Source organism: Arthrobacter sp. 10T419 (assembly GCF_056394105.1).
The window spans coordinates 217663-242132 of sequence record NZ_JBFTHF010000004.1; the positions used below are offsets into that span (position 1 = coordinate 217663).

Sequence of the window (24470 nt, forward strand, 5' to 3'; positions counted from 1 at the left end):
TCTATTATCGAACAATCGATTTTGACGGCAGCAGCCAGCCCTACAACGACGTAAGGAAATCCCGTGCACTTCCACCACCACGGTTATGTATCCGGGGACCCGCGGGTCCAGCCCGCCGCCGGCGTCGGCGTCAACCGCCCGGCAGAGCTTCCCCACGCCGTCGATGTGCTGATTGTGGGCACCGGGCCCGCGGGCATGGTCGCCGCCGCGCAGCTCTCCCAGTTCTCCGACATCACGACGCGGATCGTGGAGCGCCGGCCGGGCCGGCTCGCCATCGGCCAGGCCGACGGCATCCAGGCCCGGAGCGTCGAAACGTTCCAGGCCTTCGGCTTCGCCGAGCGGATCATTGCCGAGGCGTACCGGATCACGGAGATGGCGTTCTGGAAGCCGGACCCCGCGGACCCGTCCCGCATTGTCCGCGCCGCCCGCACCCTGGACGACCCGGCCGGGATCAGCGAGTTCCCGCACCTGATCGTCAACCAGGCCCGCGTCCTGGACTACTTCGCCGAAGTCATGGCCAACGCCCCCACCCGGATGAAACCGGACTACGGCTACGAATTCGTGGGGCTGGAAGTCGGCGAGGGGGAGTACCCCGTCACCGTGACGCTCGCGCACACCTCCGGACCGGAGGCCGGCACGGAACGCATCGTCCGGGCCAAGTACGTGGTGGGCGCGGACGGCGCCCGGAGCAAGGTGCGGGATTCGATCGGCTGCACCATGGCGGGGGACAAGGCCAACCACGCCTGGGGCGTGATGGACGTGCTAGCCAACACCGACTTCCCGGACATCCGCACCAAATGCGCCATCACCTCGGGCGCCGGCGGCAGCATCCTGCTGATTCCGCGCGAGGGCGGCCACCTCTTCCGGATGTACGTGGACCTGGGCGTGGTCCCGGAGGGCGACGCCGGCGCGGTGCGCAGCACCAGCATCGAGCAGATCATCGCCAAGGCGAACGCCATCATCCACCCCTACACCCTGGACGTGCGCAACGTCGCCTGGCACAGCGTCTACGAGGTGGGCCACCGCCTCACCGACCGGTTCGACGACGTCGTCCCGGAGGAGCGCGGCACCCGCACGCCGCGCGTGTTCATCACCGGCGACGCCTGCCACACCCACAGCGCCAAGGCCGGCCAGGGCATGAATGTCTCCATGCAGGACGGCTTCAACATCGGCTGGAAGCTGGGGCATGTGCTGGAAGGCCGCAGCCCGGAGAGCCTGCTGGCCACCTACTCAGCCGAACGCCAGGTGGTCGCGAAGAACCTCATCGACTTCGACAAGGAATGGTCGACCCTGATGGCGAAGAAGCCGGAGGAGTTCGACAGCCCGTCCCAGCTGGAGGATTTCTACGTCAGCACCGCGGAGTTCCCGGCCGGCTTCATGACCCAGTACACCCCGTCGATGCTTATCGGCGAGGCCACGCACCAGGAGCTGGCCACCGGCTTCCCGATCGGCAAGCGCTTCAAGTCCGCGCCCGTGGTGCGGGTCTGCGACACCAACCCGCTGCACCTGGGCCACCAGGCCACGGCGGACGGCCGGTGGCGGATCTACGTCTTCGCGGACCAGGCTGTGGCGGGGGCGGCGTCGCCCACCACGGACCTGGCCGCCTGGCTGGCCGAGGCGCCGGATTCGCCGCTCGCCGCCACCCCGGAGGGTTTGGACCGCGACGCCTGGTTCGACGTGAAGGTCATCTATCAGCAGGAACACACGGAGGTGGATATCACCGCCGTGCCGGCGGTCTTCAAGCCTGCCGTGGGGCCGTTCCAGCTCAACTACCTCGAGAAGGTCTACGCCGCGGATCCGCGGGCGGACATCTTTGAGCAGCGCGGCCTGGACCGCGGCGGCGTTGTGGTGGTGGTGCGCCCGGACCAGTACGTGGCCACCGTGCTTCCGCTGACGGCGACGGCGGAGCTCGCCGCGTTCTTCGCGGGGTTGGTGGGGGAGCGTTCGTCGGTCTAAGGCGGGGCTGGGCCGGCCCCGCCCGGCCCGGCCCAACCCGGCCGCCCCAACCCGGCCCCGGGTCTAGCGGTTGGCTGCCATCGACGCCGCTGGCGCTGCGGCCTCGGTGGCCCCGGCGTCGGTCCGGGTCCGGGCAATCCCGCCGGCAACCGCGATGATGAGCGTCAAGAGCGCGGTCAGCAGCACCCCGAGGCCCGGGTGCACGTGCAGCAGGGCCGCGCCGACGGCGGCGCCGCACAGGATCAGCACGACGGCGCCGAGCCGGCGGCCGGTGTGGGCGCCGGATCCGCCGCCCAGCCGGGAATCGGCGGCGAGGCCGGTCAACGTCGAGGTGACCACCACGGTGGTGACGTCCTTGACGGCCAGGTGCCGGGCGGTGGCTGCTTGGATTCCCATCGCGACGGCGAGCGCGCCGGTGATGGCCAGGGTGACCGGGTCGCCGGCGTGCGGGGCGTGGAAGAACAGGACCACTGCCACTGCGGCCATGGTGAGACCGACGGCGGTCAGCAGACCCGTGGTCCGGCGGCTCCAGCCCGCGGCTTCCGGGCGCAGGGCTCGGCCGGCCACCACGGCGCCGAGCATAAAGCAGGCCAGGGCAATCAAGGGGCCTACCACCGGCAGGTTGTCCGCACCGATCAGCGCCATGCCCAGGATCACCACGTTGCCGGTCATGTTGCCGGTGAAGACCCGGTCCAGGCCGAGGTAGCCCACGGCGTCGATGACCCCGGTGGAGAAGGTCAGCACCAGCATCAGGATCAGGTGCAGCCGGGCCTGTTCGGCGGACTTCAATCGTTTAAGCATGGATCATCTTTCGTTGCTGGGGCCGGGTCGCGGTGTGGGTGCTGAGCTGGCAGGAGTCGCTCAACCGCCCAGTCCCAGCGAATCAGTTCCTGCTCGAGGCGGACGGCCGGTCCGTGGGCGTCATTTCGCAGCGCTTCGTAGACGGCTGCCTCCTCAGGTGTCAGCCGCGTCAGCGCCGCCCGCGACGGGGCCGGCTCGCTGACCCAGGCGTCGCGGTGGGCCAGGAGGGTGGCCTCATCCATCAGGACGCTTGCCACATGCGGGTGCACGGCGCGGAGCTGGTCCAGGATCCGGAATCCATGCGTGTCCAGGTCGCCCCAATAGAGGACTGCACAGTCCCGCAGCCAGGCCGCATCCCGCAGCGACGAAAACCCGTAGCCGGCGCCGTAGAGGGCCAGTGTTCCGGGACGCTCGGGCAGTGCCAGGAAATTGACCTGGTTCTCGGTCGCGATCACCGTGTGGACGGGCACTTGCAGGGTGCTGAACGCGGCACTGGTGACGGTGATATCCCGGGCCCCGCCGACCAGGTGAAGGTCAGGATCGAGGATCCGGAACCGGACCAGCTCGGGCGGGTGCAGGAACCCGTGGCGCCGGGCGAACCGGGCCGCCGGCGTCCGGCCGGCACCGCTGCCCAGGGCAACGTCCGCTCCGGATCCATCCAGGGAGACCTCGACGCCGGCCCGAAGATCGGCCGCCTCGGAGCCCGCCTCCAAGGCGGGCGGGGAGCCACCTTCCGAGCCGGCCGGGGCGTCGGTCACGAGCGCGGCGAGCAGCTGGTCGATGACCTGCCGGTGCCGCTCAATGAACTTGGTGTGCACCCCGGGCAGTGCCAGCTGCCGGACGTAGATTCCCGGCGAGGGGTTGTCCCGCAGCCACAGCGCGGCCCGCGCCGCGGCGAGGGCGTCCACCCCCAGCTCGAGCAGTTTCAAGGTGTGCCCTGCGGCCCAAGGCAGGAGCGCAGGCTCCACTTCGGCCAGGGCGGCCGCCAGCGACCGGAAGCGGGCGGCCTCTGCGGATTTCCCGGCGAAGGCGATCTCGTCCTCCACTGTGGCCAGCACGGCCGCGGCCGGGATCCGGTTCGAACCAACGGTACGCCGGCCCGCCTCGACAGTCTCCAGTGCGTACGGGCCCGCCCCGCCGGAGAGCTCGGCCGCCCACTGACGGACCGCGGCATAGTCGCTGAGCAGCTCCGTCGCCGTCGGACGCTTCAAGGGACGCCGCCGGGGGTACGCGTCGGAGGGGGCCAGCAGCTCCCGCAGCAGCGCGCCGCTGTTCCACGCCTTCAGCGACTGGGCGCGCAGCCCCGCCACGGTGGTCCAGCGACCGTCAGCGTCCACGACGGTCCCGTTCGTCCCGGTATTCCTGGATGGTCATGTTGCGCAGCTGGGAGTCGTCGCCGTTGGTGTTGGCGACGAACCCCACATGCGAGACAAAGGGCTCAATCACCTGGATCTTCTGCAGCGGAGTGACGATCAGCAGCTGCAGCTTCATCCGCTGGAACAGCTCAAGGCCGTACCGAGCGGATTCGTCCGAGCCGCGTCCGAACGCCTCGTCAATCACCACGAACCGGAAACTGCGGCCGTTGCCGGCGTTCCGTCCCGCGTCCTTGCCCGACCCGAGGCCGAACTGGAAGGCTAGCGCCGCGGCCAGGATCGTGTACGCCAGTTTCTCCTTCTGGCCGCCGGATTTCCCACCGGAATCCGTGAAGTGCTCGTACTCCTCGCCGGTCTCGGTCCACTTTTCCGACGCCGAGAAGGTGAACCAGTTGCGCACGTCGGTGACTTTGGCGGTCCACCGCTCGTCCAGCGTGGTCAGTCCGTCGCGGCCACGGAACCGTTCGATCAGCCGTTCCACCTGCAGGTACTTCTGTTCCGAGTACTGGTCCTCGTCGCCGATGGTCCCCTCCGAGCACGCCCGCAAATCGATGCCGAATTCGCGCACGTCCTGGTCTGAGGTGTTCTGGTGTTCCAGCTGAATGTGCCGGCCCGTGTTGTACTGAATTCCCGCCAGGGACTGGTTGATCTCGTCGACGCGGTTCACGATGTCCTGCCGCCGGCCGTCCAGGAAGGCGTTGAACGCCACCACCTCGTGGATGGTGTTCTGGTTCAACGACTCCTTGAACCGAGCCTCGAAGCGCGGCAGGTCGTTGCCCTCCAGCTGCTCCAGCAGCCGGTTGTAGTCCGCCGTGGCCTCAAGGGAGGCGTCGATGTCCGTGGTCTCGTTCGGGTACTTGTTCCGGAAGTCCGCCATTTGCCGGACAGTGCCTTCTGCGGCCCGCGCGATCCGCTTGGACATCGCGTCGATAGTGTCGGTCAGCCCGGACCGCACTGCGCTTTCCACCGTCCCGGTGTTTTTATAGGTGAGAGGTTTGTCGCCCAGAGTGTCGCCGGCGAGGCGTCCGACGGCGGCCAGCACCCCGCCGTCGTCTGTCAACGGGGTTTCGGACAGGACCGTGCGGCACTCCTCGATCGCTTCGGCGATGTCCCGGACGTCCTTATCATTGGCGCCGAGCCGTTGCTGCAACTTCCCGGTCTTCTCCTCGAGCCGGGCGAGCTCTTCGAGGTCCCGGGTTTGCCTGGCAGTGAGCTGCTGCAGCACGTCGGACGTGGACTCCAGCTCCCGCTTCTCCGCCTTGAGTTCCTCGATCCGCCGAGCGGTGAGCTGCCAGCTGATCTCGCCGAAATCCTGCACCGCTCCGATGGTGCCCAGGTGCCGGTTCTGCAGGCCCAGCGTTCCGAGCCGGTCGTTGACCTTGCCGAGCTCCGTGACCGCGACCTTCAGCCGGCCCTCCAGCTCGTCCTGCTCGACGCGGAACCTGGCGATCTTGTCGTGGTTGTCCCAGCCCAGCACGTAGTTGCGCCGGTCCGCGAGGTCTTTGCGGTCGTCCTTCTCATGCCGACCGCGGCCGCCCTTGAGCTGGCCGTTGGCTGTCAGCGCCCTGGGATATCGGCGGAAGTCCGCGAGGTTCTCACAGCAGTAGTAGTCGAACCGGCTGCTGAGCTCATCCTGCAGGAAATCTCGGAACGGCGTGCCCTGTTTGATGGCGATCTTGGCCGCCAGCGTCCCTGGCCCGGCAGCTTTCGGTGCGGAGGTTTCCCCGATCCGTAGGTACACCAGCCGGCCGCGCAGGTTGTTCGAGTCCACCCACGTGCTGAAGGCGGCGTAGTGCTCGCCGGGCACCAGCAGCGACAGGGCGAACCCGCGCAAGGTGCGCTCCGCGGCGCCCTCCCACGCGGCCTCGCCGTCGCGAACGCGCAGCAACTCGCCGGCGTACGGCAGGGCCGTGTCCGGGATCCCGGTTCCGTCGCAGAGCCGGCGGCGGAGGTCCAGCTGGGGGAGAGGGATCGGTTCCGAGCCTGCAGGCTGGTGAGTTCGGCGGCGATGTCCCCCGCTCGGCTGGTGAGCTCGGACCGCTGGATTTCGAGCCGGGTGCGGTCCTCCTGCTGCGTCTCCGAGGCGCCGGCGAGCTCGGCTTCCACCTCCGGCAGCCGGGACCGGTTGGCATCGAAGACCACGCGGTCTTCGGGCGCCTGAAGGCCCAGGACCGCCGCGGCGGCGGTGTAGGTCTCGAACCGCTTCCGCTGCGCGGCCGATTCGGCGGCCAACCGGGACAGGTCGGCGTCGAGCGCTGCCAGCCGGCCGCCGCCGTTGGTGCGGATGTCCTCCTCGACGCCGGCGAGGTCCCGGCGGAGCTGCTTGGTCTCGCCGTTCAGCCGGGCCGCGTCCTCCTGCAGCCGGACGCCGGTCCGTTCCAGTTCGGCCTGGTGCTCGAGGCTCAGCCGCAGCTTCCGGTCCGTGAACCAGGGGTGCAGCTGGTCCCGCTGTGCCCGGGCCAGGTCGTCGTCCGCGCTGAGCCTGGCGTGCTGCGCGGCGCCGTCCCGGATGGGCGCCAGCAGGGCGATCTGGTCCTTGGCGCGGAGGACGGCGTCGTGGGCTTTCTTCAGGTCGTCGAAGTGGTGGATCAGGTTGCTGATCCGGCTGGCGACATCGTCCTCTTCGAGCATGTTGCTGCGCACGAAGGAGGTGATGTTTTCCACCTGCTTCATGGACACGGTGCGGTGGAACAGCTCCATGGCCTGGTTCCCGCTGATGCCGAACTGCCGCTTGAAGGCGGCCGAGTACTGCTCGAAGGAATCATGGACGGACGCCCCGGCTGCCCGGAGTTTCTTCTTCAGTTTCAGCGGGTCCTGGCCGAAGTTGCTGAAGTCCGCGGCGATGGACTGCTCAGCCTCCGCGAGAGAGTAGAAGCGGCTGGGCTGTCCGGCCTCCTGGGTGGCCCAGAGGGTGATCGCCAGGGTGACCGACTTGCCCAGCACGGCGTTGTGGAAGACACCGAGGACCACGGTGAGCTGGCCGGTGCCGCGGAGGGCCACCGGCTTGGAGTACTCCCCGCCGGCGCTCCGGGCGCTCTTGTGGAAGCCCCGGACATAGGACATCAGGGAGCGTTCCTTCTTCTGGGCCCCGGCGGCCTTGTTGTACTCGATCTTGTGCGCCGGCAGTAGCAGCGTGGTGATCGCATCCACCGCGGTGGACTTGCCGGAGCCGATGTCGCCGGTGAGCAGGCTGTTCGCGCCGTCCAGCCGGAAGACTCGCACGCCCTGGTGGAAGGTGCCCCAGTTGAGCAGCTCCAGCCGGTGCAGCCGGAATCCCGGGGGCGTGCCGGCGTCATCCGCGGTGTCGTCCAGGCTGAACAGGCTCTCCTGCAGGTCCGTGCCGAGCTGCGCCGTCATTTTCCCTCCTCCGCTGCCGCGCCGACGCCGGCGGGCGCGCCGGCGGGCGGTTCGCCGGCGAGGGTCGCGCGGTAGTCGGCCAGCCGCGCGTCGAACTCCTCCAGCCACTGCGCGTCCACGTAGGCCTTCAGGATCCGCGCCACCTCATAGGTGTCCGGCTGGCCCTTGAGTTTGCGTAGGAACCCCAGCTCCACCACCTTTTTGATGTCCGCGCCCAGCCGGTCCAGGATCCGGGCCTCGTTGCTGGACTCGGGCAGGAACACCGAGACCAGGTCCGCGATCTCCTGCTCCGTCATGATCAGCCGGAGCTCGCTGCTGCTGGTGTCGAACTCGAGCATCCGGCCGCGGAGCAGCGCCAGCAGCAGGCTGACGTTAAAGGTGAGGGTGCGGCGGGCGATCAGCCGGGGGAGCGTCCCGTCCGGGTCCTCCCGGGAGCGGAGGAACGCGTAGCCTTCCGATTCGTCGAGGACCAGGTCCAGGCCCAGCACGGAGACATAATCGCGCACCTGGGAGGTCAGGCCGAGCAGCGACTGCCACACCTTCTCGTCATTTTCCGCGTAAAGCACGCCTTTGAAGAGCCGGGTGACGACGCCGGGGAGTTCCTCCGGGGTCCGCGTTTCAGGGTGTTCGGTGCTGGTGGTCGCCGGGCTCATGCTGGCCTTCCGAAGATGATCTGTTCGAGGGTGGCCTCGCGGAGGCTGCCGTCGGGCAACTGCCAGGACAGCTGCTGGGACTGCTCAGGGTTGATCGTGGCCCAGTCCGATTCGGTGGCGAGCTGGTAGTAGGCCACCACCTCGGCCAGGCCCTGGGAGAGCGGATAGGCGGCGGTGACCTCCGCGAGGGTGGCCTGCTCCGCCTCGGCCAGGACGGCGTCGATGTTTCCGCGTAGCCGTTCCTTGTCCACGTGGAACTGGCCGAACAGGGCGCCGGCGTCCACGTCCGAGTCATCGGCGGCGAGGACAACGTCGTCCACCGTCACCCTTCGGCTGGGCTCGTAGAGGGGCCGCTCGAACGGCAGCACCACGTCTACGGACGCGGCGGCGATCTCGGTGAAAGCCCCAGACGGCGGCGCCTCGCGGGTGGCCAACGCACCGGCTTCGATGCCGCGGATGAGCTGCATGATGCGCTTGTTCTCGAGGAAGACCTTGTCATCGAGCAGCCGGCGCATTTGCTGGGAGAGCTGGCGGACGGTGGCCTGGGTCTGTTCGACGGCGGGCAGCCAGTCCTGGTGGAGGTTGGCAACCAGATGCAGGCCGTCGGCCCGGGCGAGGGTCTGGATCCGGGTGGCCCGCTGCAGCAGTTCCTGCAGCTCGGTGCGTAGCTGCGGGGACATCAGGTAGTCCCAGAAGCCTTGGAAGGTCCGGCCCTGGAGGGAGCTGGAAATGTCCTGCTGGTTCTCGAAAATGGACTCCAGCAGCTCACCCTGGGTCCCCTCCCAGGTGGCGATCTGCTCGCGGACCTGCCGATCCAGCTTGCGGAAGTTCTGCTCGACTTCGCGGAAGTCGGAGAGCAGGTCCTTGGCCAGGGCCGTGAGCTGCTGCAGGTAGTCCAATGCTTCGGGGCCGGTCATCACGCGGATGTTGCCGCCGCGGATCCGCTGCATCTCGGCGTCGATCCCTTCCTTTTGGCGCTGGAGCTCGGCGATCCGTACTTCCGGGTCGGTTTCCGATTGCTGCACCAGCTGCTTAAGCACCGCGAAGATGCTGGTGAGCCTTGACTGGGTCGCAACGAAGTCCCGGCCGCGCAGGCTCTCCACCCAGCGGACCACGTCCTCGGCGGCGGCGCTCAGGTCATAGTGCGGCTCGTCCTCGCCGGGCACGTAGTACTTCCGCAGCCAGGCGCGTTCCGGGGCCGCCCAGTCATCGAGGTAGTCTCCGGCCGCGCGCGGGAACTTGTCCTCCCCGTCGCTGTCCCTCAGGCCGAAGAGCACGTTATCCAGGACGTCAATGATCTCTTGGCGGCCCAGGTTGCGCTGGTTGGGACCAGTAAACGCCGCCATGAAGAACGCCAGGGCCAGCGGGGCGTTCTGGGCGCGGAGCAGGGACCAGCCTGCGTGGTGCTCCCGCAGCGCGTTGATTGCGTAGTAGTCCATCGGGTCCCCGTGTGGTGTGCCGGTGTTGTGTTGCCTGTCACTTCACTCTAAAGCGCGCCGCTGACCTTTTCTCTCCGGGACCCGTTGTGAACGGCGGTCACGCGGCGGCGGTCAGGCGAGGGCGTCTGCGGCCAGGCGCTCGCCGTTGAAGTATTCAAGCTGCCAGCCGTCGACGGCGTGGTGGTGGGCCAGGTTGAGTACGGCGTTGTCGACCCGCGGCAGCGGGCGGCCGGCTATGCGGCTCAAGCTGACCCTGAGCAGCGACCCGTGCGCCACCACCAGGACACGGCCGCCGCGGAACTCCTCCGCGAGGGCTTCCAGCGCGCCCAGTCCGCGGTCGGCGGCGTCGTCCTCGGTTTCGGCGCCGCGGAAACCGCCGGGGATGCGCAGGGCGTCCAGCTCCGGGCCGTCCTGCAGCCCCTCGGCCGGGCCGAAGGAGCGCTCGGTGAGCTCGGGAACGTGGCGGGCCACGCTGAGGCCGAGCCCGGCGGCGATCAGGTCTGCGGTCTCGGCCGCACGGCCCAGCGGCGAGGACACGATCGCGTCCCACTCGTCGCCGGACAAGGCTGCGGCAGCCTCCCGCGCCTGGCCGCGGCCGACGTCGTTCAGCGGAATGTCAGTGGAGCCCTGAAGCCGGCGCTCGGCATTCCAGTCGGTCTGGCCGTGACGGATGAGCGCAAAAGTTGTGAGGGGCATGGTTCCATTGTGCCGGTGGTGGGGGCCGGACCCGGAATCGCCCCTTCACAACGACGGCTGGTGGGCGGCCTTTTCCCCTGCCGTAGCTGGGTGTCGGACCCAGCCAAAAAGCTGTGGCCGGAGCATCTTGACACCTTCGAAGCCCGGGCATACGTTCAGCCTTAACAAGGCGATTCGCCCCTTCTCCACTACTTTAGGCACAGGTTTTCCCGGTGCCGCGTGCCCGGGCGCTCCCGGAACGGAGCCCCGGCTGCGTCGGCTGCGCGGGCCGCGCCGGGCCACATGCCTGGGGGATCCAATTCGGTCTCTCGCCTACAAGGAGCAGGAAATGTCGGAGGGTATTGGACTGATAGAGCGGTTTTACAAGGACGTCGTGGAGAGCGGAAATCTTGCCCTCATTGATGAGCTGGCGACGGACAGTTATGTCGATCACGAGGAAGGCCTTCCCGGGCAGCCGTCCGGCAAGGACGGCGTGAAATTCTTCGTGAACACCATGCGGTCCGCCTTCCCGGACATCAAGGTCAAGGCGATTGAGCCCTCAATGTCCGCCGGCAACATGGAAGCATGCCACGTGATCCTGACCGGGACCCACCGTGGTGAGATGGCCGGCATCCCGGCAACGGGCAAGAGCGTCGAGTTCGACTGCACGGACATCATCCGGGTCGAGGACGGCAAGGTGGCCGAGCACTGGGGCACCACCGACAACCTGGCCCTCATGCAGCAGATCGGCGCGGTGGCCGTTGGCTGAGCGGCGCCACCACCCACGACGGCATCACCCACGACGGCGGCCGGACCGACCGCCGTCGTGATCAGAACCGTTGGGAACAGAACCGTCGGGACCAGAACCGTCGAAACAGAAAGGCTGCCCACGTTTTTCCTCGGGAATCGTGGACAGCCTCTCTTGTCGGCGGTGTCTCAGGCCTTGGGCGCGTACGCCTTCGGGAGTTTCAGGCCGCGCTCGTCCATCACGGTGCGCAGCCGGGTGGGGTAGTCGGTGATGAGGCCGTCCACGCCGAGGTCCATCAGCCGGTTCATGTCCGCGGTGGTGTTGACGGTCCAGGGGATCACCGGCAGGCCGAGGTTGTGGGCGTCGGCGATCATTCCCGGGGTGACGGAGCGGAAGGTAGGGGAGATGGCGTCGTAGCCTTGGGCGGCCGCGGCCTTGGCGAGGGATCCGCCGTAGCTGTCGATGTCGATGCCGCCAAGGTTGGGGCTGGCGCCGGGCTGGCCGACCTCGAGCCACGCGTCTCCGCTGGAGAGGGCGACGAGCGGCAGCTCCGGGGCGAGCTGTTTCGTGAGGTTCAGCGAGGACCAGTCGAACGACTGCACCGTGGAGCGCTCCGCCATGCCGGAGGCCTGGATCTCGGCGACCACGGCCTTGGTGAGGGCCACCATGCCCGGGCCGCCGGCCTTGCCGTCCTCGACCTTGGTCTCGATGTTGAAGCGGACCTTGTTGGCCTCGGCGTCGCGCGCCAGCTGGAAGACGTCCGCGAGCTCGGCGATCCGGTTGCCCTCGATCACGTCCTGCTCGGGGAAGCCTTTCAGCTGGGTGAACCCGCAGTCCAGCGTCTTGATCTGCGCGAGCGACAGGTCCGCCACCCGGTCCCCGACATACGGGAAGGCGGGATCGCCCGGCGCGGCCGGCGCGGTGTCCTGGCACTTGTCGGCCTGGATGGTGTCGTCGTGCCAGACGATGATCTTGCCGTCGGCGGTCAGGTGGGTGTCCAGTTCCAGGGTGCTTACGCCCAGCTTCAGTGCGTTGGCGAAGGCGGTCAGGGATTCCTCGGTCCACTCGCCGCGGCCTCCGCGGTGCGCCTGGAAGTCGAAGGAGCCGTTGCGCTCGTTAGTCCTGACCTCAGAGGTTGCGGTTCCCGCAGCGTTCGACGACCGGTTCGACGCCGGTGCGGGGCCGGCGTCGTCGTTGGGAGCGGCGACAGCGGGGCTGGCCAGCGACGCGATGAGCGCGGCGGCCGCCGCGGCAGTCAGGACTGTGCGCATGGTGATGGTTCCTTCCGGGGTACGGATACCGGCGTTGAGCCGAAGACCCGTCCACGCTAGGGAACGCAGGTGGACCGCCGTGTTCCGGAAGCTGGACTCCGGGTGAACTGTGCGCGCCGGCTGCCTAAGGCCCGGTTCCTCAGGTGGCTAGATGCCGGAGGCTCCCGTGTCGGTTCCGCTCAGGGTCTCTATGTAATCCAGCGTTTTGGGGCTGACGTGCCGCACCGCTGCGAGGGCCTCACGGAGAACGGTTCTCCTGGCCGGGTCACCCAGGGCGTCCCGGAGTTCCATCACGGTGTCGATGCCCTGGCGCTCGAACACGCCCGTGATTTCCTCCATCTGGGCGAGACGGCCCGGAGAAGGCCAGTCGATAACGGCGGAGAGCTTCCCGGTGTCGAGGCGCTGGCGGAATCCGCTGGTCGTGGCGGCATCCGGCCAGGCCGCAATGAGGGCGTCGACCCGTGGTTTGACGGTCTCGTGGTAGTTCTGCCGCCGCTGCAACGTGGCGTCGACGATGATGGCCCCGATGTGGTCCCAGCCGCGGCCGACGTCGGTCGCGGCGTCTGTGCCGGGTGAGGCGGCTGGCGCCGGAGGGTTGGCGGGATCATTGTCGATAGTCATAAGTGAATCCTTCCACGTGCCGGTGAAGAGTGCGTTCGCGTCAGCCGGGGCAGGGGTTTCTAGGTGGCGGCCCCCGCCTCGATTGCGTCCAGGTCCCGGACGGCGTAGCGGTGGTGCTCCCATTCCTCGTTGAGGATGGTGTGCAGGCAGGAGCGGACGGTCACCGGTTGGTCCGGGGCCCACGGATTCCGGCGGGCCGCGGCCAGCTCGGCCGGGGTGACGGTGGCGAGGTAGTCGCGCACCTTGGCTATTTTCGCTGCCCGGACCTCAAGCACCTCGGCAAAGGACGGTGTGACGTTTGAGAAGACGGCGAGATCGTACCCGTCGGTCTCATACTCGGCGTTGGGTTGGCCGATGGGGTGGTACGGCTGTTCCAGCTCGAGGATTCCCCGGCCCAGCCACGTGTCCGTGGCCATCACCAGGTGGCGCAGGGTCTGGGCGAAGGACCACTCGCCGTCGACCGAGATATCGACTGTGCCGGCCGGCATCGAAGCAACCCGCTCCAGCGTCGCCTGCCAGGTCCGCTCCATGGTGGCCCAGGCTTGCCGGAGCCCGTCCGGGTCCTGGGCGCGCCTCCCGGCCCGGCCGGGGAATCGGCGGTTGAGTTCCGCCTCCACGAAGGGGAGGACGTCGACGCCGTTGACGTACAGGGTGTTCCCGGCCTCGAGCAGCCACGGGGCGTCGATGTCCGCCCCGGCCGCGTCGACCGCGCGCATCACCGCGCCGGACAGGTCGGAACGGACGAACCGGGCGCCGCGCAGGTTCACGTCGGTGAAGTGTGCGCCCTGGAGGTTATCTGTCTGGGTGAAAGCTGCCATGCGAGCACTCTGCCACGGCTGCGTCGGTCGCGCAGCACCTGGGCGGAGTTCCGTGGCGACAACCGGCACTCCGGGGATGCTTTGGGTTTACCGGTACCCCATTTTCCGCAGGGCAGGATCGGTCCATAATGGCCACATAAGCTTCGGGGACCCCATGCGCCGGCGATGGGTGGCGCGGCGTGGAAGAGTCCCAGGTGGCTGCCCCGGCTCGGCGCGAGGGGCGGTCACGGGCTCCGGGCCATGATTCCGGGGACCGAAACCGGGGGGGGAGCGACGCCATCATTGCGGTCATCGACGCACTGAAGGGAATCATCATGTTCAAGGATTCAAACATCATCGCTGTCCTCCCCGCGAAGGACATCAACCGGGCGAAGGAGTTCTACCGGGACAAGCTGGGCATCGAACCCTCAGAGTCCATGGAGGAGGGCAGCGTGATGTACAGCTGCGGCCAGGGAACCCGCTTCCTCGTGTACCAAACGGACAATGCGGGGACGGCCAAGAACACCCAGATGGGCTGGGAAACCGACAACCTCGAGGCCGAAATGGAAGAACTGCGGGGCCGCGGCGTCGTCTTCGAAGAGTATGACTTCCCCGGCCTGAAAACGGAGAACGGCGTGGCCACCGCCTCCTGGGGGAAGGCAGCCTGGTTCCTGGACAGCGAGGGAAACATCCTCAACATCGCACAACGCTCGTAGCAGGAGTTTGACACCGATACGACTCATAACATCGCCACCCCCGGCAACGGAGCCGGAGGGAACCGGATCCCGCCCTCAAGGCGGGAGCCGGTTTCGAGCCTGACGTCGCCCTTGGACAGGGCACCGAGCGCGCCCACAACAGCAGCGGCTGCCCGCACGCTAGTTACTGTCGGGTTTCCTGCCCCGAAGGTGGCGGTGGTGTAGCTCGTAGCTGTCGAACACGTCAGAAGAGGTGGTTCCTGAGTGGCCGAACTTGCCGCGAAGAACGTCGGCGAGTCCATCCAGCGCGGCGTGGAGCATCCGTCCGGCGAACTGGAGTTCAGGATTGTCGCTGCGTTGGGCCTGGGATGCCAGTTCCTGGGCGTAGGCGACTGTGGCCGGCAAGGAGCCGCGCTGCTCGACTTCACGGAAATAGTAGGTTTCGTGGAACGCAAGGAGATCGATGCTCACAAGAGCTACGTTTCCGGCCATTGACTCCAACAACCCGGCGGCATGCGTGGGTTCCACGGACAGTACACCTGCAGGACCTGCAGCCTCCCTGAACAAGTTCAGCTCGTGAGCAAGGGCCCTGCGGCGGTTAAGGGCCGGGTACATCTGCAGGATCCAGGTGACTGTTGCTGTCAGCAAACCGAAACCTGTGACGGCCTGAAGTGCCACAACCAGCCTGAGCAGCGGATGCGCTGCCACGATGTCGCCGAACCCCACGGTGGAAAGAGTGACCAGGGAGATGTAGAGGGCTTCGGCGAAGTCGGCCCGCAGGGGGACCCCGGCTCCGTAAACAAAACCGTCCGTCAGGTGCGGCAAGTAGAGCAGGGCCCAGCCGATGGCCGCGAGGCCCGCCCAGGCGCCAATGACAGCCGCCATGGCCAACGGCGCTGCGATGAAGGAGCCCCGGCCCCGCAGCTTTCTTGACGCCAGCCAGAACCCCCGCATGATCGCCCGGCCCACGGGACCGGAACCGTGGGGATAAAGCAGCGTTCGAAAGACGTCAACGAGCATCAGCAGAACCAGCCCGGCCCCTAAGACTGTCCAGAGCGTGTCCTCAAAGTCCATGCCTCATCTTATGGGCCTATCGCGACGGCGTGACGGGCCGGTCGGGTGGACCGGGGGCCAGGGAGCGGGTGAGCTCCTGCCAAACCGTCTCCGCGATCTGCCCGGAAGACTGCCCGGCGTCGATGATGACAAAGGAGGGGAAATCGTCGAGCTCCCTATAGCCCTTGTCGAAGGCCGCCAGGCTCTCCAGGTCCTCGGTGTCGGTGCCCCGTTTGGCGATTCTGCTCAAGGCAAGGTCAGCCGGCACGGCGAAGTAGAACACAGCGTCCGGGGCGGGAAGCAACCGCAGCAGCCAGGGCAGGAAACGTCCCGGGCCCAGGCCCCTCACCCGCTTCAATGCCAGCTGGCAGTACAGGTACCGGTCCATGATCACGATGCCGGAAAAACATCTGGCCCGTAGATGGGAAAGCAGGACGTTGGCGCAGCGGATGGACGTTTCGGCAGCGTCTAGCAATCCGGCCGGGACGCTCAGGCCGAGACGGCTGGACCATGCTGTCATTTTGCTCCGCCCGCAGGGATTCTTCGCGACGGTCGCGCGCCGTCCGGAGTCCGCCAGCCGTTGGGCAAGCAATCGCGCCGCCGTGGATTTGCCGGCGCCGTCGATGCCTGCGAGCACAACCACCACGGCAGGGCGGGTCCCGGACAGCCGCCGCGACGGGGATGCTTCGGTGGAGGTGGCGGCCAGGGGAACGTTCATGGGGACCTGCTTCCAGTCAGTTATTGAACCAACTGGAGGTCTCTCCCGGCCGAAATGATCGGCCCTGCCCGCCGGAGTGTACTGGGACACCCGGATTGACGACGGGCCGGATCTGGGGATACTCCCCTCCGTATGTAACTAGTGAAGCACGGTACACCTGCTGAGGGAAAGAGTGCGTGCCGGCCCGGCCCGGCGTCGGGGGAGGGCCGGGCCAGTACGACGGTTGCGTCAGCCCCTCGGCGCCCTCAGCCCGTCAGTATCCAGGCAGCGTTGTTCGGCTGCAGCCAGCCGTCCTGCTCCAGCGGCGCCGCGCTGAGCAGTACCGTGCCGGCCGGGAGCTCCACCGGTTCGGTGCCCATCGCGACGGCGACCAGGAAGCCTCTGTTGCGTTCGCAGATCAGCAGGTTCCCTGGCTCCACGTGCCAGGTACCGCCGCCGTTTGCGGTGAAGACCGCGTTCTTCCACAGCTTCCGGCGCAGCGCCAAGGCAGCCACGGTGAGGTTCAGTGCGGAATCAGGGTCCTGCTCCTGGAGTTCGACGGCGTGGCTGCCCCAGCCTGCGGGGAGCGGCAACCAGGGCTCGGAGGGTGGTCCTGCAGCGGTGCCGAGTGCGAAGCCGTGGTGCAGCGTTGGATCCTCGGTCCATGGCAGCGGCACGCGGGCCCCGTCGCGGCAGACGCCGCCGCGGGCCCACATCGGATCCACCCGGGCCTCCACCGGAACGTCGACCTCGGGCAGCCCGAGCTCCTGGCCCTGGTAGAGGTACGCCGGACCGGGCAGGCCCAGCAAAGCGACCAGCGCGGCGCGGGCCCGCAGGGCGCCGACTTCGCCGCCGCCGAACCGGGTCACGGAACGAACGATGTCGTGATTCTCCAACGCCCACGTCGGGGTGGCGCCGTGTTCCCGGCGAGCAGCTTCGAGGTCGTTCCCGACGGCGACCCAGCCCTCCGGATCCCAGCCGAGCTTCACGAATGCGAAAGCAAAAGCCTGCTGCATCTCGTCCGCGCGGGTGTAGCGGGCGGCGCGGGCCGGTTCCAGGTTGACCTCGCCTACGAGCAGGCGGTGCGGTTCGTACTGCTCGGCCAGCGCGCGCCAGCGGCGGTAGACCTCGTGGACTTCCTCCTGGTCGGAGACCTGCGGGTTGGACCGCAGCCCGTCCACCACGCCGCCCTCCGACGGCGAATCCGGCAACCCCTCGGCCTTGAACAGGGCATGCGCGACGTCGATCCGGAGGCCGTCCACGCCCTTGTCGAACCAGAAGCGCAGCACGCCGTCGAAGTAGTCGCCGACGGCGGGGTTGCGCCAGTTCCAGTCCGGCTGGCCGGCGGAGAACAGGTGCAGGTACCAGTCCGTGTCCGTCGCCGAGCCCGGGTTGGCCCGGCTCCAGGCCCGGCCGCCGAAGACGCTTTGCCAGTTGTTCGGAGGAGTGTCGGCGTCGCGTCCTTCAACAAAGTGGAACATGTTCCGTTCCGGCGAGCGCGGGCCGGCGGCGAGGGCGGCCTGGAACAGCGGGTGCTCGGAGGAGCAGTGGTTGGGGACGACGTCGAGCAGGATCTTCAGGCCGAGCGCGTGGGCCTGCGCGAGGAGCGCCTCGAACTGTTCCATGGTGCCGAACAGCGGGTCCACGCCGCAGTAGTCGGAGACGTCGTAGCCCTGGTCCACCTGCGGGGAGGGCTGGAACGGGGTCATCCAGATGCCGTCGACGCCGAGCGAGGCGATGTACGGCAGCCGGCCGGCCAGCCCGGCAAGGTCGCCCACGCCGTCGCCGTCGCCGTCCGCAAACGAGCGCGGGTACACCTGATAGATCACTGCGGACTGCCACCAAGGCGCGGGCGTCAGTGCGGTTTCTTCGGCGAGAGGTTGTTCACTCATGGGCGGGGATATGACATGAGCCGTTGATGAGTGCGCCGCTGGAGTGAAAGGAACATACCGCCAACCCTACGGTGACCGGGATGGCCGGGGGCGAAAGCTTGTTAACGGGCGATAGGAGACGCGCTTCACCGTCGGAGTGTCCACGCTTGAACGGCACCTCGCGCAAAGTTACAAAAATTTCTTAGGCCGAAGAAGTTTTTCTAATCCACCCAGGATGAGCTCTTTGTCAGGGCTCGGGCCTACAGTGCTCCCATGACTCCCGACGAGACGCCTCAAAGCCCGGAACCGAAGAAGAAGCGCACCGTCTCGCGGAAGTGCCCGGTGTGCGGCCACGAGGCGTGGCGGATTGCCTACGGGATGATCGGACCGTCGGACCGCCAGATGATGCCGAAGACCGAGTTCGCCGGATGTTGCATCGACATGATGGTCCGTGAATACCCCGCCACGGGCAAAGTCGAATATGGCACGCCCAAGTGGGCGTGCCAAAACCCGGAGTGCCGTCACCGCTGGTGGTGAGGCTTAGCTAATGCGGAACATCTTCCCCAGCGCCGGCATGTGGATCAGCGTTTCGACAACGGGCCTTCCGGTGATGGACTCAATCGCTTCGGCATACCCTCGCATCTGGCCGATGTATTTGTCCTTGATGTGACCGACAGGATCCTTGCCCGGGTAGGACTTGTGGTCCACCAGCACATAGCCGGCTGGCGTCTCCAGCAGGAGGTCAATCCACCCCTCCATGAGCTGAAGGTCAGCATTCCGCCAAGCAACTGACTGCTCGGTGGTAACCGTCGCGCCAGGGTACTGCTGGTGCAGGAAGGCGAGCATCCGCTCACCCGCTTCCACCACTACGTCAGCGCCCACGGCGGAGGCCGCACCCCAGCGGTCCAGAAGACGTTGCGCCGCCCGGAGCCGGACGGAGCCATCCATCTCGGCGAGGGGCAGCGCGAAATAGCCGTGGATGGCGGAGCCCACCTGGTCCCAGTTGGCAGCGCCGTGGGGAATCAGCTGCGGGCCAAGGACGGCCGCTTCGGTGACGTCGGCGGCGAAACCGAAGCTCTCCAAAGAACTGGCGGTTACCCGGGCAGGTTTTTGCGGAACCGGCGCTTCGCCTGCCAGACCGTCCTCGTACTCGACCTTGGCGCCGTCGTCGGTATTGGCGGGTCCATCCGCTGGCTCGTAGCTGAATGCCTCCACGGCGAGAGTCTGTTCGCCGTCGCGCCCTTGGACAGTCAACGTTCCTTCGCTCCCGGTGCCCTCACTCCACTCCACAATCGGGCCGGTTCCAAGCGAGTTCAGCGAAGCCGGCGCGGGCTTGGCGGCGGCCAGGCAGGTCACGCTGACCGAGCGGGTCAGGCCCACGTAGAGCACGCGCGCCGAATCAGCCTGGCGCCGGGCCAGGACCCGCTGCGCGACAGCCGATGAGTCAGCTGCTCCGGAGAGAGGCTTGAATCCTTTGGTGCCGAACGGCCAGGGCCAGAAGCGGATCCAGCGTCCGACGAGGGGATCGCGGACGTCGATCTCATCGACGCCCTCGACAGCTACGCCCCACGGTTTAGCTACAACCTCGGTGTCGAGGCTTGCCAGTACAACGGCGGGCCATTCCAGCCCCTTGGCCTTGTGGTAGGTCAGCACATTCACGACGTCGTCGCCGAAGTTCTCGCTCCCGGTGCTGTCGGCGTCTGCAAGGAACTTGAGCGACCCGCTGAGCGTCACGGGTTTGCCCAGAGCGGCACACGATTCGTAGTACTGCTCCAGCAGGGAGCGCAGCGCGTCCAGATTCTTGAGCCGGGTTCCCGGGTTGCTCCACGACTTGATGAGCCGGGCAACCCCAAGGCGCGACGTGACCTCTTCCATAATCTCGGTCGGCGTGCACACCGTCGCCAGGCCGCGGAGCTCCACCAGATCGGACACCAGCGGGTCGCTGGCCCAGCGCTGGAGCTCCTCCCGGGGTTCCTCTGCGTCGAACAGTGCGGGGACCCAGCGGCCGAACTCGGGATGGTCAGGATGCAGGTGCGCCAGCTCAGCCAGGGCCACCGTGTCGTCGTCGGACGCGACGAAGGCCATCCCGGCGCGGACCAGCTGGATTTCCCGAGCGGCGAACAGCGAGGAGGTGTTGGTGGTGGCCTTGACTCCGAGCGCCGCCAGTTCCGCGGCAATGGCCGCCACGGCGTCGTTTGACCGGGCCAGGACCGCTACGTCGGACCCCTTGAAGTTACGCCGCTGGAGCAGATCGACGACGCCGGCGGCGACCGCCCGCCGCTGCTCCGGCACGGTCTTGGCAGCCAGTGTCCAAGCCTCCCGGGCGCCGCCCAGGGCGTTCTTGGGATGCGCGGCGTCGAGACGGGCTTCTGGAACCGTCAGACGGACTTCGTCCTCGCCGAGCTCCGGAAACATGGCGAGGCTGATCGCGTTCGAGAGGTCGATGACGGATTCTTTGGACCGCCAGGAATCATGCAGCTGGGTCTTGCTCTCAACCCGGGCGGCAACGGCCTTCATCAGCTCCGGGTCGGTGCCTCGGAATTCGTAGATGGCCTGCTTGGAGTCGCCCACCCAGACCACCTTGTCCACCAGCTCGGCGAACTTGGTGAACAGCTGGAGTTGCAGCGGGCTGGTGTCCTGGAACTCGTCCACCACCATGAACTTGATACGGCCGGTGACGGAGGTGCGGAATTCCGGATTGTTCTCCAGCAGGTCCAGAACCAGGGTTTCCTGGTCCGCGAAGTCAATCAGTCCGTACTGCCGCTTGAAGTCCGCGAACTGGTCCAGGCAGGCAGCCGCGCAGGCAAACACAAGTTCGGTGAATTCACGCAGCTCCGTTTGGAATGCGGGGTTGGACGCCAGATCGACGTCAACCGCAGAAATGTAGCTCTCCAGGTGTCGCTTGGCGCTTGCGTTGGAGACGCCCGTCGCTTCGATCCAGAACCGCCACGGAGCATCCTCCAGCGACGCATGGGTCAGGACCGGCTCCAGCAGGGCGATCGAGGCCAGGAGGTTCTTCGGTGGAGTCTTGCCGGAGTCGGCGATCTCTCCGGCCAGACCGCGAAGGTCCATGAGCCCCTGGAGGAGCTGGTTGGACCAGATTGCCCGGTCATCGAGGCCGGCCGGACCCAAAACCTGCTGCAGTCCCTGCCATGAGACCGCGGCGGAGTGCGTCAGCGCCGAGGGGGCGATCCTGTTGCTGCGGGCGGCATCCGTGATGTCGCGGACGATCTTGCGCCAGTCGGTGTCGGTGCCACGGATGTCGGCTTCGCCGTCGTGTCCCAGCCGCCGGGCGAGCGGCTGGATCCGGGGCGTGAACTCTGCGAATACGGCGTCCGTGGCGAGCTGGAAGATCCGGAGCTGTTCGTCTTCGGCGATGACGCGGAGGGCCGGCGACAGCCCGGCGTCGACCGCGTATTCCTGGAGCAGTCGGCTGCAGACGCTGTTGACGGTGCCGACCATGCTGACGGACATCTGCCGTGCGGCATCGGGGCGTTCCTGGCCGAAGAGTTCGGCTTGGACCCGGTCGATGAGTTCGGCGGCGGCCTTCTTGGTGAAGGTCGTGGCCAGGATCTGGCTGGGCTTCGTGCCGCTGTTAATGGCCCGGGCGATTTCGCCCATCAGGCTGTAGGTCTTGCCGGTGCCGGCACTGGCCGTGATCATCGTGACGTTGTCGAGTGCGTCGTTCATGACAGGTCCCCCTTAAGGCCGCACAGTGCGGAGAAGTCGCAGAAGTTGCAGGGCGGCTTCTGATAGAGCCGGCCGTCCGCCGTCGCCGTGTCCCGTTGCTCAGCGGGGGAGCCCAACTCCTGTCGTCCGGCCGCGAGGACGCGCCCGCCGACAACTTCAGAGATGGAGAATTCGGCGGCGCGGACCGACCGCCGCCAGGTGCTGCGGCTGGATGCGGGGCTGGCCAGGGCCGGGCCGAAGAGGCTGCTGGTCGAAGCGAACTCGCCCTGCTTGAGCATGTAGTAGGACATTGCAGCGTCTTCGGCGACGGTGGACATGGGGTCCGGCCCGTCGTCCAGGGCCCAGTGGTAGAGGGCTAGCTGCATGGCGTCGCCCTGGGTGATTTCGTCGCGCCGGTACTTCGAACGGTTGGTCCACTTGAGGTCGATCACGACGGGTTCTGCTCGCTGGTCCGCGGCCAGGACATCGATGAAGCCGGAGACGTTGACTTCGATCTGGGTTCCGTTGACGTTGAACAGGGCCGGCTTGCTGAACTCGTGCTCGGTGGCGCGGATGTAGACCCCTTGCGTCTGCAGGGTCTGGAAAAGCTTGATGACCGAGTTCTCGATGATGGGCCGGAGGCCGGCGAGTCTGCTGCCGCGGCCTGGCAGGAGCAGTTCCGAGGCGTAATGCGGCACGAGTTGGTCCAGTTTGGCCTGGACCTCCGCCGGCTCGGGCACGGCCCGGTTCGCGGCGTAAAGCTCGCCGAAGAGTTCTTCGACCACCCGGTGGACCAAAGTGCCGATCATGGTGTTCCCGGTGGGCACGGACTGCGCGTCGCCGACTTTCAGCCGGCCCTTCTTCTCCAGGACCCACTTCATTGAGCAACCAATCAACGTGCTGAGCTGCGAGTAGGAGAGCTTGTCCGGCATGAACTCCGGACGGGGACCCAGCTCATGGGATGCGGGCGTCGGCGTGGTCCGGGCTGGCGGCACCGGTGTCAACGCGGCGGTGCGGCCCGCGAGCCGCCAGACGCCGTCGCGCACCAGCTCGGCGGGGGTGATGCTGAAGGCGGAAATGGCGTGCTCCACCGCCTTCTTGTTTTCCTCCGGGGTTCCCGGCAGGGGCGAGGGGAGGGTGCTGAAGGCCAGCGAGGACAGTACAGGGTGGGCTTTCGTCGGCTCCCCGCCGATCTCCGCGGCGCGTACCAGCAGGAGCCGGCGACTGCGCCTCGCGGCGTTCACCGCCACGGAGAGTTCCAGCTCTGCCAGCGCAGCGGGATCAGGCAGGACGACGCCGGCGCCGAGCAGCGCCTGGCGTTCGGCGTCGTCCCAGTGGCGGGACCGGACTTGGCCGTCGTCCTGGCACCCCCACCAGACGAGCGAGTCGACGTCGTCGCACAGTTCACCAAGGCTGTGAAGTGTCACCCACGGCGCCGCCTCGCCGCCGGCCAGGGGACTGGCACTGGCGGGAATGACGGATTCCAGTATTCGCGCGATGGTCTTGCGGGTGACAGGCTCGGGCCCGTCGATCAGGGATGTGAATTCGCTGAGGTGGCTGAGGACGGATTCGAGCTGTGGGTAGAGCTGCACCCGGCGGCTGAGCTGGGTCCGCAGCCATTGTGCGCGTTCGACGACGGCGGCGCCGGTGACGGTTCCGTCATCCGCCAGCAGGCCGGTGCTGAGAAGCTGGTCCAGTTCTGCCGCGACGACTGGGCCGAGGGCCTCGTCGCTGCTGACCTTTTGGAGGGCGCTCAGCCATTCATCGCCGCCCGTCCCCGGCTGGGCGGCGAGGGCGCGGAGGAGATGCCGGGCGGCTGCGCGCCGGACGGGGCCCACTGGGAGGTTCAGGAACTCGCCCAGCAGTTGAACGTCCACGGGTCCCCAGATGACGGTGAAGAAGAGGGGAATGATCTGGTCTATGGCCCGCCACCGGGAACGGCTGCTGACACCGATTCGGGGCAGTCCGCGGCGCTGCAGCTCCTGGTCCAGCAGGGCGGTGCTCGTGGAGGCGACGACGGCGGAGCGATCAGTTCCGGCTTTGCCTGCGGAGCTCGTCGCGGACGCGAGCCAGCGGGCCGTGTGCTCGGCCGCTTCCCATTCGGTCTTCGCGACGAGGACGGTGACGTCGCCCACGGGTTCCGTCGGCACGGACGGCTCCATGACCGTCACGCCGCGGCGCTCCAGTGAGCCGATCAGGCGGGTCCAGATGGCGGGGAACGAGGCGCGGGGGTGCTGGAGTTCAAGCCGTGAGATTCCCAGTGGCCAGTGGGCTGTAGCTTCACTCCCAAGCTCATGGATGAGTTCAAGCGGGAAGTCGGCGAACGCGCGGTCGAGGGGGAGCCGGCTCTGCTCCAAGGTAGCGAGGGCTTTCAGCTTGGCGCTGGATCCGTCCGGGGCGAGGCCCGTCCACCCGTTGGTCACAAGTTCGTCGCGCATGTTCAACAGGTCGATGGCTGTGGACCACGGATCGACGGAAAACGATCCGTGGTACCAGGCCGCCGGGCTGTCCTGCTCCGCGAGCCGGGCCATGAACTGCCTGATCCGTGTGGAGTGGCGTGCATCGGGCCCGGTGAGCCCGAGCCGGGTCTGCAGGAGCTGGGCCAGCCCCAACGGACCTAGCCTGACCGCGCCGAGTGCGGACTCACGGTAGGTCCACGGAGCGCGGCCCAGGTACAGGCCAAACAAAACGTTCACATCATCCCCCGGGACGTGTTGGAGCGACAGTTCCTCGATCATATGGGCCGGGTCGGACAATGAAGCTTGCGACGCGTTGGGGTGGCCGAGCAGTGACG

General features: G+C 67.5%; 19 protein-coding genes. 4 read left to right on the top strand and 15 right to left on the bottom strand.

Annotated elements, in window-relative coordinates; genetic code table 11:
• Nucleotides 1–63: 63 nt before the first annotated feature.
• A complete protein-coding gene (locus AC1DBD_RS09880) occupies nucleotides 64–1956 on the top strand; it encodes an FAD-binding monooxygenase (protein WP_476981994.1) in 1893 nt (630 codons plus the stop codon).
• A gap of 63 nt (nucleotides 1957–2019) precedes the next feature.
• Here the strand turns inward: AC1DBD_RS09880 and AC1DBD_RS09885 are convergent, their stop codons facing one another.
• The 7 genes from AC1DBD_RS09885 to AC1DBD_RS09915 form a co-directional block, all read right to left on the bottom strand.
• Nucleotides 2020–2757 carry a YoaK family protein gene (locus tag AC1DBD_RS09885; RefSeq protein WP_476981995.1) on the bottom strand — a complete coding sequence of 246 codons (738 nt, stop codon included), beginning with the start codon at nucleotides 2755–2757 and terminating at the stop codon, nucleotides 2020–2022.
• A complete protein-coding gene (locus AC1DBD_RS09890) occupies nucleotides 2742–4094 on the bottom strand; it encodes a Wadjet anti-phage system protein JetD domain-containing protein (RefSeq protein ID WP_476981996.1) in 1353 nt (450 codons plus the stop codon). The genes AC1DBD_RS09885 and AC1DBD_RS09890 overlap by 16 nt, the downstream gene beginning before the upstream one ends.
• A complete protein-coding gene (locus AC1DBD_RS09895; RefSeq protein WP_476982034.1) occupies nucleotides 4084–5052 on the bottom strand; it encodes an SbcC/MukB-like Walker B domain-containing protein in 969 nt (322 codons plus the stop codon). Before AC1DBD_RS09895 ends, AC1DBD_RS09890 begins: the two co-directional genes overlap by 11 nt.
• 635 nt (nucleotides 5053–5687) lie before the next feature.
• Entirely contained in the window at nucleotides 5688–7487 is a 1800-nt protein-coding gene (locus AC1DBD_RS09900; protein ID WP_476981997.1) for an ATP-binding protein, read from the bottom strand.
• Nucleotides 7484–8140: a DUF4194 domain-containing protein gene (locus tag AC1DBD_RS09905; protein WP_476981998.1), complete on the bottom strand. Its 657-nt coding sequence runs from the start codon at nucleotides 8138–8140 to the stop codon at nucleotides 7484–7486. The genes AC1DBD_RS09900 and AC1DBD_RS09905 overlap by 4 nt, the downstream gene beginning before the upstream one ends.
• A complete protein-coding gene (locus AC1DBD_RS09910) occupies nucleotides 8137–9579 on the bottom strand; it encodes a DUF3375 domain-containing protein (protein WP_476981999.1) in 1443 nt (480 codons plus the stop codon). The genes AC1DBD_RS09905 and AC1DBD_RS09910 overlap by 4 nt, the downstream gene beginning before the upstream one ends.
• 111 nt (nucleotides 9580–9690) lie before the next feature.
• Nucleotides 9691–10275: a histidine phosphatase family protein gene (locus tag AC1DBD_RS09915; RefSeq protein WP_476982000.1), complete on the bottom strand. Its 585-nt coding sequence runs from the start codon at nucleotides 10273–10275 to the stop codon at nucleotides 9691–9693.
• Between the two features lie 328 nt (nucleotides 10276–10603).
• Between AC1DBD_RS09915 and AC1DBD_RS09920 the strand changes: the two genes are divergently transcribed.
• On the top strand, nucleotides 10604–11023 hold the full coding sequence (locus tag AC1DBD_RS09920; RefSeq protein ID WP_476909165.1) for an ester cyclase: 420 nt from the start codon (nucleotides 10604–10606) through the stop codon (nucleotides 11021–11023).
• Between the two features lie 167 nt (nucleotides 11024–11190).
• Here the strand turns inward: AC1DBD_RS09920 and AC1DBD_RS09925 are convergent, their stop codons facing one another.
• The 3 genes from AC1DBD_RS09925 to AC1DBD_RS09935 form a co-directional block, all read right to left on the bottom strand.
• The gene (locus tag AC1DBD_RS09925) at nucleotides 11191–12273 is read right to left on the bottom strand and encodes a glycerophosphodiester phosphodiesterase family protein (protein ID WP_476982001.1); all 1083 of its coding nucleotides are present in this window, start codon (nucleotides 12271–12273) and stop codon (nucleotides 11191–11193) included.
• Between the two features lie 147 nt (nucleotides 12274–12420).
• The gene (locus tag AC1DBD_RS09930) at nucleotides 12421–12894 is read right to left on the bottom strand and encodes a hypothetical protein (RefSeq protein ID WP_476982002.1); all 474 of its coding nucleotides are present in this window, start codon (nucleotides 12892–12894) and stop codon (nucleotides 12421–12423) included.
• 59 nt (nucleotides 12895–12953) lie between these two features.
• Nucleotides 12954–13712: a DinB family protein gene (locus AC1DBD_RS09935; RefSeq protein WP_476982003.1), complete on the bottom strand. Its 759-nt coding sequence runs from the start codon at nucleotides 13710–13712 to the stop codon at nucleotides 12954–12956.
• A 314-nt stretch (nucleotides 13713–14026) separates the two neighbouring features.
• On the opposite strand from AC1DBD_RS09935, the gene AC1DBD_RS09940 reads away from it, so the two are divergent.
• The gene (locus AC1DBD_RS09940; RefSeq protein WP_476982004.1) at nucleotides 14027–14407 is read left to right on the top strand and encodes a VOC family protein; all 381 of its coding nucleotides are present in this window, start codon (nucleotides 14027–14029) and stop codon (nucleotides 14405–14407) included.
• A gap of 159 nt (nucleotides 14408–14566) precedes the next feature.
• Here the strand turns inward: AC1DBD_RS09940 and AC1DBD_RS09945 are convergent, their stop codons facing one another.
• From AC1DBD_RS09945 to AC1DBD_RS09955, 3 genes are all read right to left on the bottom strand, one after another.
• A complete protein-coding gene (locus AC1DBD_RS09945; RefSeq protein ID WP_476982005.1) occupies nucleotides 14567–15460 on the bottom strand; it encodes a potassium channel family protein in 894 nt (297 codons plus the stop codon).
• 16 nt (nucleotides 15461–15476) lie between these two features.
• Nucleotides 15477–16157 carry a dTMP kinase gene (locus AC1DBD_RS09950; protein ID WP_476982006.1) on the bottom strand — a complete coding sequence of 227 codons (681 nt, stop codon included), beginning with the start codon at nucleotides 16155–16157 and terminating at the stop codon, nucleotides 15477–15479.
• Nucleotides 16158–16402: 245 nt separating this feature from the next.
• Entirely contained in the window at nucleotides 16403–18028 is a 1626-nt protein-coding gene (locus tag AC1DBD_RS09955; protein ID WP_476982007.1) for an alpha-amylase family glycosyl hydrolase, read from the bottom strand.
• Nucleotides 18029–18280: 252 nt separating this feature from the next.
• Between AC1DBD_RS09955 and AC1DBD_RS09960 the strand changes: the two genes are divergently transcribed.
• A complete protein-coding gene (locus AC1DBD_RS09960; RefSeq protein WP_476982008.1) occupies nucleotides 18281–18544 on the top strand; it encodes a hypothetical protein in 264 nt (87 codons plus the stop codon).
• A 3-nt stretch (nucleotides 18545–18547) separates the two neighbouring features.
• On the opposite strand, the gene AC1DBD_RS09965 is transcribed toward AC1DBD_RS09960, so the two are convergent.
• Together AC1DBD_RS09965 and AC1DBD_RS09970 are read right to left on the bottom strand one after the other, a co-directional pair.
• A complete protein-coding gene (locus AC1DBD_RS09965; RefSeq protein WP_476982009.1) occupies nucleotides 18548–21697 on the bottom strand; it encodes a UvrD-helicase domain-containing protein in 3150 nt (1049 codons plus the stop codon).
• Nucleotides 21694–24372 carry a PD-(D/E)XK nuclease family protein gene (locus tag AC1DBD_RS09970; RefSeq protein WP_476982010.1) on the bottom strand — a complete coding sequence of 893 codons (2679 nt, stop codon included), beginning with the start codon at nucleotides 24370–24372 and terminating at the stop codon, nucleotides 21694–21696. Before AC1DBD_RS09970 ends, AC1DBD_RS09965 begins: the two co-directional genes overlap by 4 nt.
• Nucleotides 24373–24470: the final 98 nt, after the last annotated feature.

Bases quoted from the DNA above. Each gene is read 5' to 3' on its own strand.
- AC1DBD_RS09945 (WP_476982005.1), bottom strand. From the start codon at position 15,460: ATGGACTTTGAGGACACGCTCTGGACAGTCTTAGGGGCCGGGCTGGTT.
- AC1DBD_RS09885 (WP_476981995.1), bottom strand. From the start codon at position 2,757: ATGCTTAAACGATTGAAGTCCGCCGAACAGGCCCGGCTGCACCTGATC.
- AC1DBD_RS09905 (WP_476981998.1), bottom strand. From the start codon at position 8,140: ATGAGCCCGGCGACCACCAGCACCGAACACCCTGAAACGCGGACCCCG.
- AC1DBD_RS09910 (WP_476981999.1), bottom strand. From the start codon at position 9,579: ATGGACTACTACGCAATCAACGCGCTGCGGGAGCACCACGCAGGCTGG.
- AC1DBD_RS09895 (WP_476982034.1), bottom strand. From the start codon at position 5,052: ATGTCCAAGCGGATCGCGCGGGCCGCAGAAGGCACTGTCCGGCAAATG.
- AC1DBD_RS09960 (WP_476982008.1), top strand. From the start codon at position 18,281: ATGACTCCCGACGAGACGCCTCAAAGCCCGGAACCGAAGAAGAAGCGC.
- AC1DBD_RS09930 (WP_476982002.1), bottom strand. From the start codon at position 12,894: ATGACTATCGACAATGATCCCGCCAACCCTCCGGCGCCAGCCGCCTCA.
- AC1DBD_RS09920 (WP_476909165.1), top strand. From the start codon at position 10,604: ATGTCGGAGGGTATTGGACTGATAGAGCGGTTTTACAAGGACGTCGTG.
- AC1DBD_RS09940 (WP_476982004.1), top strand. From the start codon at position 14,027: ATGTTCAAGGATTCAAACATCATCGCTGTCCTCCCCGCGAAGGACATC.
- AC1DBD_RS09915 (WP_476982000.1), bottom strand. From the start codon at position 10,275: ATGCCCCTCACAACTTTTGCGCTCATCCGTCACGGCCAGACCGACTGG.
- AC1DBD_RS09925 (WP_476982001.1), bottom strand. From the start codon at position 12,273: ATGCGCACAGTCCTGACTGCCGCGGCGGCCGCCGCGCTCATCGCGTCG.
- AC1DBD_RS09900 (WP_476981997.1), bottom strand. From the start codon at position 7,487: ATGACGGCGCAGCTCGGCACGGACCTGCAGGAGAGCCTGTTCAGCCTG.
- AC1DBD_RS09955 (WP_476982007.1), bottom strand. From the start codon at position 18,028: ATGAGTGAACAACCTCTCGCCGAAGAAACCGCACTGACGCCCGCGCCT.
- AC1DBD_RS09950 (WP_476982006.1), bottom strand. From the start codon at position 16,157: ATGAACGTTCCCCTGGCCGCCACCTCCACCGAAGCATCCCCGTCGCGG.
- AC1DBD_RS09935 (WP_476982003.1), bottom strand. From the start codon at position 13,712: ATGGCAGCTTTCACCCAGACAGATAACCTCCAGGGCGCACACTTCACC.
- AC1DBD_RS09965 (WP_476982009.1), bottom strand. From the start codon at position 21,697: ATGAACGACGCACTCGACAACGTCACGATGATCACGGCCAGTGCCGGC.